The organism is Alteromonas sp. 38 (assembly GCF_902506055.1).
GTDB classification, from domain to species: domain Bacteria; phylum Pseudomonadota; class Gammaproteobacteria; order Enterobacterales; family Alteromonadaceae; genus Alteromonas; species Alteromonas lipotrueae.
Map to the genome: position 1 here is coordinate 4,338,992 of NZ_LR733300.1, position 14,570 is coordinate 4,353,561.

General features: G+C 45.7%; 10 protein-coding genes. 2 read left to right on the forward strand and 8 right to left on the reverse strand.

Annotated elements, in window-relative coordinates; all coding sequences use genetic code 11:
* Positions 1 to 24: 24 nt before the first annotated feature.
* The 8 genes from FLAVO9R_RS18730 to FLAVO9R_RS18765 form a co-directional block, all read right to left on the reverse strand.
* On the reverse strand, positions 25 to 1,371 hold the full coding sequence (locus FLAVO9R_RS18730) for a glycoside-pentoside-hexuronide (GPH):cation symporter (protein ID WP_159533779.1): 1,347 nt from the start codon (positions 1,369 to 1,371) through the stop codon (positions 25 to 27).
* Positions 1,372 to 1,423: 52 nt separating this feature from the next.
* Positions 1,424 to 2,779 carry a GH1 family beta-glucosidase gene (locus tag FLAVO9R_RS18735; protein ID WP_159533781.1) on the reverse strand — a complete coding sequence of 452 codons (1,356 nt, stop codon included), beginning with the start codon at positions 2,777 to 2,779 and terminating at the stop codon, positions 1,424 to 1,426.
* 347 nt (positions 2,780 to 3,126) lie between these two features.
* Complete coding sequence (locus tag FLAVO9R_RS18740) at positions 3,127 to 3,855, reverse strand: HugZ family pyridoxamine 5'-phosphate oxidase (protein WP_159533783.1); 729 nt, start codon at positions 3,853 to 3,855, stop codon at positions 3,127 to 3,129.
* A gap of 21 nt (positions 3,856 to 3,876) precedes the next feature.
* Positions 3,877 to 4,695 carry an ATP-binding cassette domain-containing protein gene (locus FLAVO9R_RS18745; RefSeq protein WP_159533785.1) on the reverse strand — a complete coding sequence of 273 codons (819 nt, stop codon included), beginning with the start codon at positions 4,693 to 4,695 and terminating at the stop codon, positions 3,877 to 3,879.
* Positions 4,682 to 5,833 (reverse strand): FecCD family ABC transporter permease, encoded by a 1,152-nt coding sequence (locus FLAVO9R_RS18750; protein WP_159534738.1) that lies wholly within the window; start codon positions 5,831 to 5,833, stop codon positions 4,682 to 4,684. Before FLAVO9R_RS18750 ends, FLAVO9R_RS18745 begins: the two co-directional genes overlap by 14 nt.
* Before the next feature lie 98 nt (positions 5,834 to 5,931).
* Positions 5,932 to 7,038 carry a heme/hemin ABC transporter substrate-binding protein gene (locus FLAVO9R_RS18755; RefSeq protein WP_159533787.1) on the reverse strand — a complete coding sequence of 369 codons (1,107 nt, stop codon included), beginning with the start codon at positions 7,036 to 7,038 and terminating at the stop codon, positions 5,932 to 5,934.
* Between the two features lie 3 nt (positions 7,039 to 7,041).
* Positions 7,042 to 8,196 (reverse strand): HmuY family protein, encoded by a 1,155-nt coding sequence (locus FLAVO9R_RS18760; RefSeq protein ID WP_159533789.1) that lies wholly within the window; start codon positions 8,194 to 8,196, stop codon positions 7,042 to 7,044.
* A 176-nt stretch (positions 8,197 to 8,372) separates the two neighbouring features.
* Positions 8,373 to 10,316, reverse strand: coding sequence for a TonB-dependent receptor plug domain-containing protein (locus tag FLAVO9R_RS18765; protein ID WP_159533791.1), 1,944 nt, complete (start codon positions 10,314 to 10,316; stop codon positions 8,373 to 8,375).
* A gap of 338 nt (positions 10,317 to 10,654) precedes the next feature.
* Between FLAVO9R_RS18765 and FLAVO9R_RS18770 the strand changes: the two genes are divergently transcribed.
* Together FLAVO9R_RS18770 and FLAVO9R_RS18775 are read left to right on the forward strand one after the other, a co-directional pair.
* Complete coding sequence (locus FLAVO9R_RS18770) at positions 10,655 to 11,899, forward strand: sugar MFS transporter (protein ID WP_159533793.1); 1,245 nt, start codon at positions 10,655 to 10,657, stop codon at positions 11,897 to 11,899.
* A gap of 14 nt (positions 11,900 to 11,913) precedes the next feature.
* Positions 11,914 to 14,487 (forward strand): glycoside hydrolase family 3 protein, encoded by a 2,574-nt coding sequence (locus FLAVO9R_RS18775; protein WP_159533795.1) that lies wholly within the window; start codon positions 11,914 to 11,916, stop codon positions 14,485 to 14,487.
* The last annotated feature ends 83 nt before the right edge of the window (positions 14,488 to 14,570 follow it).

A 14,570-nucleotide genomic window follows, 5' to 3' on the forward strand; every position in this document is an offset into this window, starting at 1 on the left:
TATCCTTGCTTTGCGTAGTTATTATTACGACCCGCGATGCGCGTCGTCTGTGGTCAACCCAAGTCGCTGCTGAATTGCCAACATATTTTGGTTATCTAATGTATACCAGCGCATAATAATCGCAACACCTATCGAAGCGATTGCTGGCCCGATACAAAATAACGCCACTATGCCTTTTGCCACATCCGGTGAAAAGGCGTCTGGTTGATAGTTAACTGATGCGAGTAACCACCCCGCAAGTGCGCCGCCCAAGGCCAGTCCAACTTTAATGAAAAAGACCACAGTTGAATACGTTAACCCAGTCATACGAAGCCCCGTTTTATCTTCGCCATAGTCCACCACATCAGCAATTTTTGCCCACAGTAGCGGCGTAGCCATTTGCAAGATAAGGCCCCAAAGGAAATGCAGTGAAATGGCCGTAAACCACTCTTGATAAGGCACAAAATAATTCACGATACACACTACTGCGCTGGCTAACTGAAGCCAGGTGTAAACTTTGATTTTACAAAATCGTTTAGCTACTGGGTTCGCCAACGCACAGCCTATAATGCTTCCCACCATACCGGCGGTAACAAATAATGTGGCCGACTCTGGCCGCTGCAACACGTACTTCACATAGTAGAGCGCTAGCGTGTTTCGCATTACCATGCCGGTGAGTAACACGATAGCTACCATACAAAGCACTCGGCACTGATCATTTTGCCAAATAGCCGCTAACTGGGTTTTGTAAGGCGCAGGCGTTTCATTGGCAGGTTTCACCCGCTCTTTAGTACCGGCAAAGCAAAGCAGAAAAAGTACCATCCCCACTATGCTCATCACTATCATGGCGCGCTGATACCCAAGTGCTTCGTTGCCATTACCTAAGTAATCAACCAATGGCAGCATAAATGATGTCACCAGCAGGCCTCCGCCCATGGCAAATACAAATCGATAAGACTGAATAGATACGCGTTCTGAAGCATCGGCACTTAGCACGCCGCCTAATGCAGAATAAGGAATATTAATGGCGGTATACATTATCATTAGCAGTGCGTAGGTGATAAATGCATAGTAAAGCTTACCTTCTTCGGTAAGCCATTCAGGAGAGGTAAACGCAAGCACGCTGCAAAGCGCAAAAGGCAAAGCCAACCATAATAAATAGGGGCGGTATGCGCCCCACCGCGTTCTTGTTCTGTCGGCCAAAGAACCCATTAAAGGGTCGGTAACGGCATCAAATACTCGTACGAGTAAAAACATACTCCCTACCGCTGCAGCCGGTATGCCAACAACGTCGGTATAATAAAATGTCAAAAACAGCATGACGGTTTGAAAAATGAAATTACTTGCCGTATCGCCTAACCCGTAGGCAATCTTTTCCTTTGCACTTACCATTGGCTTCACCGTTATCTTTATTATTTTATACTTTTAATCAATTGCGCATCTATCAGGCTGCGTTTAACGCTTTTCGTCTTTCTTCTAGCAATTGTTGTAGTCTTAGTGCACTGGCTTTTAACGTTCGTTTTTGCGTATCGTAATCAACGTAAATAATACCAAAGCGTTTCTCGTAACCCAGCGCCCATTCAAAATTATCTAACAAGCTCCAAACAAAATAGCCTGTTATATTGACCCCTGCTTCAATTGCATCAGCTACCGCCTGCAAGTGAGTGGTTAGATATCGAATACGCTGCTCATCGTTCACGACACCATCCATCGATAACGTATCATCACTGGCCAAGCCATTTTCAGTGATAATAAGCGGTGGTAGTTGGTAGTCATTATGCAACTGTAGCAGTAAATCAGTTAACCCTTGCGGGTAAACTTCCCAGCCCATTGCGGTAGTTTCACTTTCCTCTGGGGCTGGCAATTGACAAGGATCTTCAGAGCCATCATCGGTGACTTTAGCGCGAGTGTAATAATTCACACCTAAGTAATCTATTTTCTCAGAAATGATATCCATATCGCCATCGAGAATATCTGGCCGGTGAGCTGCCGGAATGTCATCGATAAGAGCAGGGTAACAACCATGCATTAACGGTTTAATGTACCAGTCGTTATGATGATCATGTGCTAATTTTGTGGCGCGAATATCTTTTTCATCACTAGAATTTGCGTAGAACGGCGTAAAGTTAAGTACTACGCCAGCCTCGATATTGGGTGCATTTTTGCGTAGAACGCGCATGCCTAAACCGTGGGCCAACAACAAGTGATGTATCGCTTTTTTTCCAAATTCTTTGCCCACTTTCCCTGGAGCATGAACCCCTACTTCGTAACCTAAATAGGCACTACAAAAGGGTTCGTTTAATGTGGCGTATGAGTAAACCTTATCACCAAAAGCTTTACTCACCACATCCACATATTCAGCAAACGCATAGGCCGTTTTTCTATTTAGCCAGCCTCCGTCATCTTCTAAATACTGAGGCAAATCCCAGTGATACAGAGTGACATATGGCTTAATGTTGTTTTGCTTTAACTTTGCTAGCAAAGCAAGGTAGAAATCAAGCCCTTGCTGATTGACCGAACCATCTTTTCTAATAATTCGTGGCCAGCTGATAGAGAACCGATAAGCGTCTACATTTAACGAATCAATAATGCTTAAGTCTTCTTCCAAACGGTTCACATGATCACATGCCACGAGGCCGTGACTGCCATCGGCAATCTTTCCAGGTGTATTGCAAAAGGTATCCCAAATGCTTGGCTCTCTGTTGTCTGCATCGCCCTCAATTTGAAATGACGATGTCGCCACACCCATGGTGAAATCTGATTGCATAAAGGGAGAGCCTGGTTGGGCTAAAATTTCCATGTGTACAAAACCTTATTCGAATGAATGTATCAGCGCCTGTCTAAAGCAGTCGTTAAAAAAATAAATACGACGGTCACTAACGATGTTGAGATTGTGTGAAGCCAAGTTGTATTAGCACTATATGTAAGGTGCTCTATTGGCAGCTTGTGTATAGTGCCACCCTACGAAACGAAGTGTAGCATTATATGTAAGCGCTTTCATATAGCGACAAGTAGTAACAGGGAAGAATTTTACATTTCATTCACAGATGATAATCCAGCGAAGCACTTCGCTGGGTTATCATTAATGGCAGGCTGTCTAGCACATGCGGCGATAAAAGAACACGACGTTTCGATAGCGCGAATCTTTTAGCTCGCTTTGGGTATGTTCAATGCCGTGCGTGCATCGTTAGTCAGTTTGACAAGGGCTTTTCGAACATCGGTGGAGGTTTCACAGGTGGCTTCAAATGGAATAAACCAGGTCGCTTCTTCGCTGCCACAATGCATACCTTCTGGAAAGGCACTGTGCATAATAGGATGCTCAATATTCACCCCGATTTTATGCTGTAAAATTAACTGCATGGCATCTTGATGGTCTTCATTCATGTGAGTGATCATACCGTCTGGCGACTTATGCCACTCTTGCTCTTCAACCTGCCAGTACGCTTTATCGATCCAATGAATTTTCCCGAACCCGCCGATAAATCTCACACGCTCAGCGCGGATAACGTAAAAATTAAAGTCGTGGGTTTGCTCATAACCTTTAGCCTGTGGAAACAATCTTAGATATTGTGCTTTCACATCCTCTTTTTTAGCCAGTTCTGCGTTACCCATAATAGTCACTCGACCATTGGCTTGAGAGTCATCCTCACCAGCATCGAATATGGTCAAACTAACTTTATCATTCGCTTTAATATTACGAGTGTGCAGGGCAATATCACTAATGTAGATAATGGCATCACCGGCAGGGGTAAGGTAATAGGGAACAACCGAGCCAAAAGGATACCCAGGCATTGAAGTGGAATGGGTTCCTAGCACACCACTGTGGTGAGTTCGGCTTAATTGTTTTGCTGAAAATGCAATATCTCGCATGCTCATAAGAAACTCCTTCTGTTCAAATTAATGCGTAACAAACACATCGTGCTCTTGGTTACGAATAACGTTTAATTGGGTGTGATAGCAGCGTGCTAATGTGTCTATCGTTAGCGCATTTTCCGGCTTATCATCGGCTATACACCCCTGCTCAGCCAGTAAAATCATTCTGCTGCAATAGGGTGAAATTAAATTGAGATCGTGACTCACACAAACTATGCATAGCCCCTGGTTACTGAGACTGACCAATTGCTGCATCACCAACTTTTGATGGCGTAAGTCTAGTGCCGAGGTAGGCTCATCAAGCAACAACAACTTTCCCACTAAGCTGCTCTGTGGGTTTACTGGCAGTAACTGCAATATTGCTTTGCTTAAAAATACCCTTTGTCGCTCTCCCCCTGACAAGGTTTGAATATTTCGTGACAACAAGTGAGTAATGTCAAACTGCTCAGCAATCTTGCCGATAATGTGATGTCGATTTTCAGGTGACTCAACAATGTGATGACGCGCTAACTGCAATATTTCATCGACCAAAAAGCCAAAAGGAGTTGAGGCACTTTGCGCCATGACTGCGCGATAGTCTGCAAGATTTCGCAAACCTATTTCACTTAGGGGCTCACCGTTAAACAAAAGCGCGCCTTTCTCAAGTGGCGCTAAGCCGCCTATCACAGTAAGCAGGGATGATTTCCCGCAGCCGTTTTCGCCCCCAAGGGCAATAAATTCACCCGCATTAAAGACAAGGTTGAGGTTGCACAATAGCTGTCGTTTTCCCCTGATAACATCGACATTAATGAGGGTGAGTAGCGTTTCATGCGTCTGTGATTCAGTTTGGTTACAGCGAGCCATTAAATACCCCTTTTTGTTGCCATAACAGATACAAGAAAAAAGGTGCTCCTATGGCGGATGTGACAATACCTATAGGGATTTCCATTGGAGTGAATAATGTACGAGACAACGTATCGGCAACCGTCAACAACAGAGCCCCCATTAATGCACAAGCAGGAATGAGTACATTGTGATTAACGCCAAACAGTGTGCGACACATGTGCGGCACAACTAAACCCACAAACCCAATAATGCCGCACAGAGCGGTTGCTAGGGCGACAGCAAATGCCACCAACCACAGTATAATTTGCTTATAACGCGCTACATTCAGCCCCATGTAAGCCGCCTCGTTTTCACCTAAGGCTAATAAATTAAGTGCATTTCGAGACACCATTAAGCCTGTAATAGCGATAACGCCGGCCGCCGCCACCAGCGCGCATATTGTCCAGCTAGCGCCTGCTAAACTGCCCATTGTCCAATAGGTGATTTGGCGAAGTGCATCGTCGCTAGCCACATAGCTAATGGCGCCAATAATGGTGCCGGTGAACGCATTTATTGCTACCCCAGCAAGTATTAGCGTAGCCACCGATACACCTTGCGCACTATTAGCAAAACGTAACACGGTCCACACGGACAATAACGCCCCGCCAAACGCCCAAAGTGCCACCCAAACAGAGGCAAGCGCGGGTACAAGTGGTGGCACGATAGCCATGCTGACTGCTGCTGCCGCTGCCGCGCCGCCGGCAATACCGATTAAACCTGGATCCGCCAATGGGTTTCTCACCAAGCCCTGCATAGCACAACCTGACACTGCCAATAGCGCGCCAATAAATAGGGTCATAATAACCCGTGGTAGTCGCAGTTCAGTAAGCACATACCAGTGCGTGCTATTAAATGTTGTTGAAACGCCTAATGGCGTTGCCTGTCGATTAGCGCCGCTTTCTTCAATCAACGCGCCTTGAGAGAAAAACTGCCCAGTTAGCTGAGAAAGTTCGTGCCACAAAAGCTCGCCCACGTTAATCGATAAACTACCACTCACAACGCCTACGTAAACGCTTAACAGCAACATCGCACCGAGGAGTGCTAGACCATGTTGTTTACGCTTTGCCCTCGTTACAAGTAGGTTTACTATGACTGCTGATGCATTATGTTTCTGCATCTTTATTGACAGCGTGTTATTTGTCACCCGGGGCTTTGTCGGCGACGCTTTTTCCAGCGGTGAGCTAGTGGCAGAGTCGTGGGTTGAGGTAGACGCTGTCACTCGAACCTTCCCATACCCTGAGTTTCTGTCTTTGTGCTTTTATCTACGGCCGTACTTTCTTTAATAGGTCTTTTAACAATACTCTCTTGAATAGCCTGCTCTTGAATTGCGGTATTTGGCGCTTTTATAGATAAAGCACGTAACCCATGTTCAGCAACCGTTTTTAGCGCAATAGCAAAACGGGGGGACAGTCCTAACCCAATATTGCTATCCATCGCTTTGACTAAACAATGTTGACCTGCAAATGTTGCGGCAATCGCATGGTGTGAACACAGAGAATTCAGCGCACTCTCGCCATGCAGCATATGCCCTGCAGCAAACACAATATCAGGGTTACGGGTGAGTACCGACTCAGCATCCATTAACTTGTAGCCATTGAGATCGCTTGCAATATTGGTCATACCCAAGGTATCAAACAGTGCTTGCGGCACAGTATCGGCCCCTGCCACAGTAATGCCTCTATCATTATTCGCAACCACGAAAAGTGCACTAATGGTTTTGGAATAATCTGTACTTCCGTAAGACGCTATTGCTTCAGAATATAGCACTCGCTGTGCGTCCACTTGACGATGTAAGTCAGTAACAAGCTGCTTGGCTTTTTCCACCGCCGATACTCTGTGACCGATATCAAGAATCATCTTGTTTAAGCCGTCGAGGTCTTTCGAGACATGATAAACGTGTACATCAACCCCTGCATTTGCCACCTGCTCTAACATGGGTTCGGGGCCTGTAGCACTTGCCCCCAATAGCAAAGAAGGCTGTTGAGCTAATACACCTTCGGTACTAAGTTGGCGAAAATAGCCTAGTTTTGGGACCTCAGTCGCCGCGGCGGGAAACATACTTGTGCTGTCTGTCGCCACCACCCAATCACCCCGCCCTAGCGCATAAATGATTTCCGTTACACTGCCACCTGCAGCAATAATTCGGGGCGTTTCAGGTTGCTGATGGTTGTGAGCCATAGGTGCTGAGGAGGCTGTGAGTGCTGAGAACGTAGTGGCAGCATGAACGCTGCCACTAGTTAAACACCAAAATACACTCATTACGCTTAGTACATATAGCATTTTTCTCGTGCTGAATAAGCTGGGCAATTTGGTTTTCGCCATTACTTATTCCTCGGTAACAGGATCGGCGCGGAAACTGTATGCGCCTGATGTACCGTCTTCATCGTAGTAGCTAGTTATTTGGAATTTAAATACGCTGTCGCCCGCTTGAATAAGGTATACCCCAAACTGGGAATACAGTAAGTGACTTGTGCTGTCGTAGTAGTACCAGTTGTTAGCCGTAAACGCATAGTCACTAACGGTTTCAGCACTGAAACCATAAAATGCAGCGGCTTCGGTATCTATTCCGGCATAGGTGTCAGCATCGGTACGAAGTACAGTAGCATCGTCGGCAATAGACAGGGTAAATTCACCCGCTTCATCAGCGCAAGGGATAGTGATATCCCATGCATCGGTTTCAGTCACCTCTTGCTGCACATCGAAATCGATGTAAATAGGCGCAGTACAGCCTACTGCATTAACACTTAGCGACACTTCTTCAGCAAACGTAGTTTGTCCATCGAGTACACTTTGATGCATGACGCCCAATGTGATTTCACCAATACCGCGCCCTTCAGTCACAATGTCAGTCACATGGAATTTGGTGTAGTTTTCATCGGATGACACTACGTAGTAGATATCGCTAGCCGCGCTTACTACATGGGTTGTGGTGTCATAATTATAAAAGGTATCGCCAATAACGGCAGACTCAGCATCAGTAGAAAATGCCTCTGCATCTGGCACGTCGCTCGTTGTCACCGCTAAATAATCATCAAGTTCGCTATCAGCGGTCGCATTTAGAAATAAATCTGCCACAGCTGCGCCATTTTCGTCGTAGAAATCACTGTTGTTGGCAGTAAAGTAGACGCTTACCGGCGTCTCTTGTGCTGTGTTTAAAAATACCGAAGTGCGTTTAAAGCCTATATCCCAGGTGGTGTCGCTCGCGGCTTCTTCTTCAGTCAGGGTCACTTGGGTTTGTGTATCTAAATCAAAATAAACAGCAACAGGTTCAGATGTACTGCCTGTGCTATATGGCCCGTAAATTGTGGCCACTTCATTGCTGCTTTCACCTTCATCACCCGAGCTGTCATCTGCTTCCTCGTCACTGTCTTCACCGCTTTGGTCAGGCGTTTCAACGATTGGATCGCTACTATCAGAGCCACCACAGGCCACAAGCCCCAGAGACACAGCAAGTAATAATGCTAAGTATTTTTTATTCATGTGTTCTTTCCTTTTCTATATTGTGTGTTTAGCCGTTGGGATTAATTGAGTAAACGGCGCTATGATCTAATTCTGTTATTGTTTCTTATTGCTGGCTTTTTCTGTCTTTAGATATTGGTTCCTAAGTTCTCTATTTTTAAGTTTTTTGTTTTTAAGTACTGGATCTTTCCAGAGGGTTAGTATTGGTAACTCACGCCCAAATAAACTCGGCGAGCTGAAATAGGCCGAGCATCAAAAGCCCCCACCGCGAGTGAATCTGGTGAGCGATGTTCATCGGTAAGGTTTTCAACCCCCAAACGGGTTTGCCAATGGCGAGAAAAGTCGTGCTGAACCACGGCATTTAAGGTGGTGTAGCTGTCTTTCACGGTAACGGTGTAACCAGAAGTTGGAGAGACGTCGTTTTCATGCACGCCATACAGTTGAACGCTGGTATCACTTTTTTCAAATTGATAGGTCACTGAGGCTTTCACTAGATGAGTGGGTCGTTCAGGCAAACGCTCAGAATCACCATCTACGGCATGCAAGTAGCTATAATTAAGTTGCCACTGCCAGTTATCGTTTTGCGCGCTTACGCTCAAATCAGCACCATAAAGCGTGGCTTCATCAAGGTTTTCGTACATAGAAATATCAAGACCTGCTTCTTGCGACGCTTCCACATCTACCGCGGTGGTAATAAAGTCTTCTGCTTCTGTGTAGTGAAAATCGATATCGGCCTGATACCACCAGCGACTTTGTTTAGATGCTAATCGCGCATTCACCCCTACATTGGCACTTAGCGCAGTTTCCGGCACAAGGTCTTCATTGCCCAAAACCATGTAGCCTAAGTTACTGTGATCGAACACGTAGTAACGTTCTTTTAAATTAGGTACTCGATAACTAGTACCACCACCGCCACGCACTTGGAATGTGGTTTCATCAAGTTTCCAGCTTTGACTACCACTAAGCTTTGCCGCCGTATGCCAACCAAAATCAGAATCATTTTGTACTCGAAGGCCCAGCAATGCTTGGGTGTCGTTTTGCTGCCAATTGGCTTGCAAGTAGGCTTCGGTACTTTCTCGGCTAACGTCGTCAACTTCTACCGTTCCCGTTGCCACATTTTGCTGATCTAAGTTATCAGCATGGGCTACCAATCCCCCTACCCACTCAACATCGCCCAAAGATAGAATTTTCTGCGCTTCAATTTCTGCTAATTGAATATCGGTTTGGCGCAGGCCGTTGGTGTTTCCGCTTTGTTCATCGTGAGACAAATAGCGCCCATTAATATGCCAATTCTGCTGTTGAGCAAATTTTACATCGTGCTGCCACTGGGTAACGCTAGACACATAGCTGATAATGCTGACTTGCCCTGGAATAGAGGACTGAGGTTTGTCTTTCTGTTCATCCAGCCATTGGCCTTTGTAACTAAAATCAAGGTCTCTGATACCTGTTGATAAGGAAAACTGCGCAAAGGATTTATCCACCGCACCACCATCCTGAGACACGGATTCTGGGTCATAATCGAAGCCGGGGTTCGTAATATGCTGTGCGGTCAATCCTAGCTGCCAGTGCTTTATCGCTTTAGCCGCACTAACCTTAGCCGTATGCCCTAGGGTATCGCCGTCGAGCCCATCATCACTGTAGTGAGAAAGTTCATAGTCGGCGGATAACTGTGCGCCTTCTGGCACATCAGTAATAATATTAATAACGCCTCCCATGGCCGAACTACCATAAAGAACCGATGCTGCGCCGCGTACAATTTCAATCTGTCGAATGTTGGCAACGCTAATTTGATCTAAATCGACCGAAGAGCCTGTAGGAGAAATAACTGGCTGTCCGTTAATTAACACCAAGACATGGTCGCCGTTAAACCCATTCAGCTGTACGTTATAGCCGTCTTTTTGGCTGCGCCGAACTACCACACCGGGCATAACTTCTAACACTTGCCTTAGCGTTCCCTTGCTAAGCCTGGAAATTTCCGCTTTATCTACCACATCGATTTTTACCGGTGATGCACCTAAAAGCTTGGGTGTACGTGTTCCCGTAACGACTACGTGTTCAACCGGCGCCTCTACGTCAGCTAATGCAAGTGATGGCAATAGCGAGCCCGTTAACAACAAGGTAACCGTATAAAAATAAGTCATTTAATTCAGCTCTTGCCTGATAATGCAAATGATAACAATTTGCATTTGATCTTATTTGTTTGAACAAAAAAAGCAAGCGCTAATGGAAAATAATCTAAATGTTACGATGTCAAACTGTTAAAAAAGTGGGAAAAGACAGCAGGTATTTGTAATATTTAACTAAAAATGTAAACGCATACAATCAAACAATGTAAGCGCTTGCATTTTCATTTTCGCACCCTATACTGACCAACAAAGTGTTAACAAATACCGAACTAATTCGTTAACGCAAAGTAACCAATAAGCCAAATGCGAACACGAAATTCCGTCTACTAATAAGTGAGTTCAGGGCGTTACCTATGAATCAAACAATAAAAACCACGGCCGGGTCGACAACCACCAGTCAACTTGCGCTAGCTACGCTAACATCGTTATTTTTCATGTGGGGTTTTATTACCGCACTTAATGACATTCTAATACCCCATTTGAAAGCCTTATTTTCGCTCTCTTATACACAAGCTATGCTGGTGCAATCGTGCTTCTTTGGCGCCTACTTTCTTATTTCTATTCCAGCCGGAAAGTTAGTGAGTGCGACTGGGTATCAAAAAGGCATTGGTGTGGGGTTAATCACTGCTGCAGTGGGCTGTGTCTTGTTTATTCCTTCTGCGCTTTTCACTCAGTATTGGATGTTCTTAGGGGCATTGTTTGTATTGGCTTCAGGTATCACTATTTTGCAAGTGGCTGCAAACCCCTTGGTAACCATTATGGGTAACCCAGATACCGCTTCTAGTCGACTCACCATGACCCAAGGGTTTAACTCGTTGGGTACTACAGTCGCGCCAATTATTGGTGGCATCGTATTATTTGGTGCCCATGAAGGAATGGAAAACGCAGCAGTAGATGCAAATGCGGTAGTCCTTCCCTATTTAACATTGGCCGCTGTATTAGTGGCCATGGCTGTGGTTATGGTTAAAGTGAAGCTTCCCTCACCCACGCATAGTGAAATGGATGTCGCTACCACGACAGATACCGGTTTATTAAAACATCGCCACCTGTCATTGGGTGCGCTAGGTTTGTTTTTATACGTAGGTGCTGAAGTTGCGATTGGCAGCTTTTTAGTCAACTACTTTGGACTAGAAAGCATTAAAGGCATGAGCGAAAGCCAAGCATCTAAGTACATAGCCTATTATTGGGGTGGCGCTATGGTAGGGCGTTTCATTGGTGCTGCGGTAATGCAAAAAGTGGCCGCGGGTAAACTACTCGCCGTTAATTCATTTGCCTCATGTACACTCATTGTTGTGTCAGTATGCAGCAGCGGCAATATCGCCATGTGGTCAATTTTAGCAGTAGGTCTTTGCAACTCTATTATGTTCCCCACCATTTTCAGTCTTGCACTTAAAGGGCTAGGCCAAAAAACCGCACAAGCCTCTGGCATGTTGTGTTTAGCCATAGTGGGCGGCGCTATTGTGCCACTACTACAAGGTGTTATTGCTGACAACGCGGGTGTACAACTTTCTTTCTTATTGCCGGTTATTTGCTATTTATATATTGCTTATTACGGGCTTCGTGGTGCTACCGTTAACTTGGCTGCTAGCCACAAATAAACAAGGGATTTGCTATGAAACTAAGTTCATATTCATTAATTGCCGCAGCATTGGTTATGGCAGGTTGTCAGCCAGCGACAGACGAGGCTAGCACGCCGAAAACTGAGCTGATTGAGCAAGCATCACAAAAATCAGTCCCCGACTTTTGGCCTGAAATTACCTTTAGTACAGAAAACAGCGAAGCGGTAGAAGAAAAAGTAAACGCTATTTTAGCCACCATGACCCTTGAGCAAAAAGTGGCGCAAACTATACAGCCTGAAATTCGCGATGTGACTCTAGAAGACATGCGTACCTACGGGTTTGGTTCGTACTTAAATGGCGGTGGTGCATTTCCCAATAATGATAAGCACGCTACACCTCAAGATTGGATTGCCATTGCGGATGCCATGTATCAAGCATCAATAGACGACTCTATTGACGGAAGCACCATTCCTACTATGTGGGGAACCGATGCAGTACATGGTCACAACAATGTCATTGGCGCTACCTTGTTTCCACATAATATTGGTTTGGGTGCGATGAACGACCCTGCCATTATCACTCAAATTGCCGAAGCGACTGCCAAAGAAGTACGTGCAACTGGCATTGATTGGATATTCGCGCCAACTGTTGCGGTAGCCCGTGATGATCGTTGGGGTAGAACTTATGAAAGCTATTCAGAAGACCCTGCCATTGTAGGCGCTTATGCCAAGGCTATTGTATCTGGCATGCAAGGCGATATTGCCAGTGGCAGCATTGACGATAACCATGTTATCTCAACGGTAAAGCACTTTATTGGTGATGGCGGAACACAAGGTGGCGACGATCAAGGTAACAACATTGCCGACGAAGAAACCTTATTTCGCATTCACGCACAAGGCTACGTTGAAGGCTTAAATGCTGGCTCACAGTCGGTAATGGCCTCATTCAACAGCTGGCATGGCAAGAAAATTCACGGCAGCAAATACCTGCTAACCGATGTACTTAAAGACAAGATGGGCTTTGACGGTTTTGTAGTCGGTGATTGGAATGGTCACGGTCAAATTGAAGGCTGTACTAACGAAAGCTGCCCACAAGCTATGAATGCAGGGCTTGATGTCTTTATGGTGCCTACCAGTGCTTGGAAACCTTTGTACGAAAACACCATTGCACAGGTTAAATCAGGCATTATTCCACAGTCTCGTTTAGACGATGCGGTACGCCGCGTATTGCGGGTTAAAGTGCGCATGGGTCTGTTTGAGCAACCCTCTCCGGCTAACCGTGCGTTGTCGGGTAATAGCGAAATTATTGGTGCACAAGCACATCGCGATATTGCTCGTGCAGCGGTTCGAAAGTCGCTAGTGATGCTTAAAAACCAAGATAACTTGCTGCCCCTAGCGCCAAATATGAACGTGGTTGTTGCTGGTGATGCTGCCCATAATATAGGTAAGCAATCAGGCGGCTGGACCATAACGTGGCAAGGCACGGGTAATCAGAACAGCGACTTCCCAGGCGCAACTTCTATTTTTGAAGGTATTCAGCAAACGGTTAGCGAAGCCGGCGGAACAGCTACGTTGTTTGAAGGAACAGCGTTTGAAGCAGGTGTGATTGAAACCGCTTCAAAAGCAAAACCTGATGTGGCGATTATCGTATTTGGTGAAAATCCTTATGCTGAAGGCAATGGCGATATTTCAAATGTTGAATATCAACGTGGCGACAAGTCAGATCTTGCGCTGTTGAAATCTTTCCAAGCCCAAGGTATTCCTGTTGTGTCTGTTTTCATTACCGGCCGTCCACTGTGGGTAAACCCAGAAATTAACGCCAGTGATGCATTTGTAGTAGCCTGGTTACCTGGCTCTGAAGGCCAAGGTGTTGCCGATGTATTATTCACCAAGCAAAACGGTGAAATTAACTATCCTATGCACGGTAAATTGTCATTCTCATGGCCAGCAACGCCGACCCAAATTGTGAATAAAGATGACGGCAATACTGCACAATTTGCTTACGGTTATGGTTTAGCATTCGGCGAGTCTGATCCTATCGAAGCGCCGCTGTCTGAGTCGACTGGCGTTGATGCAAACGCACCGTTACCTGCTCATGATATTTACGTACTTTCTACACAAAAGCCTTGGCAGCTAATGATTAAAGACGCCTCGGGTGATACTACGGTAGCAAGCAATACGGTGGAATCTGAAGGCGCAAGCGCGCGTACCACTGACCGCATGGTGCAAGAAGATAGCCTATCGCTAACGTTTACAGACCAAGCGACTGTAGGCTTCTATTCGCCCTTCCCTGAAGATATGCGTGATTACAGTGAAGATGAATCTGCGCTTGTTCTAGATGTGAAATTAGCAGAAGGCCGAGATAACCTTAGTGTTTCTATTGGTTGTAGTAGCAATGATTGCGGTGTGTCTTTGCCGTTAAATAGCTTCGCGGCGAATTCAAACGAATGGCAAACGGTTGTTATTCCTTCACGCTGTTTCGTAGAAGCAGGCGCGTCATTTGCTGAGCTTTTCTCACCATTTGCGCTTAACGCTCACACCTCGGCGTCACTATTGGTGTCCAATGTACGTTTGGAAGCGAATGCATCTAGCGATGATGCGGCAGTGTCAGACATTGCGTGCCCATAGTGCATGATTGCAGGGCTAACGGGCTAGTGCTTATCTTGGCCTATCTTGGCTTAAGTTAGCACTTGCAATATAAATATTAAAAA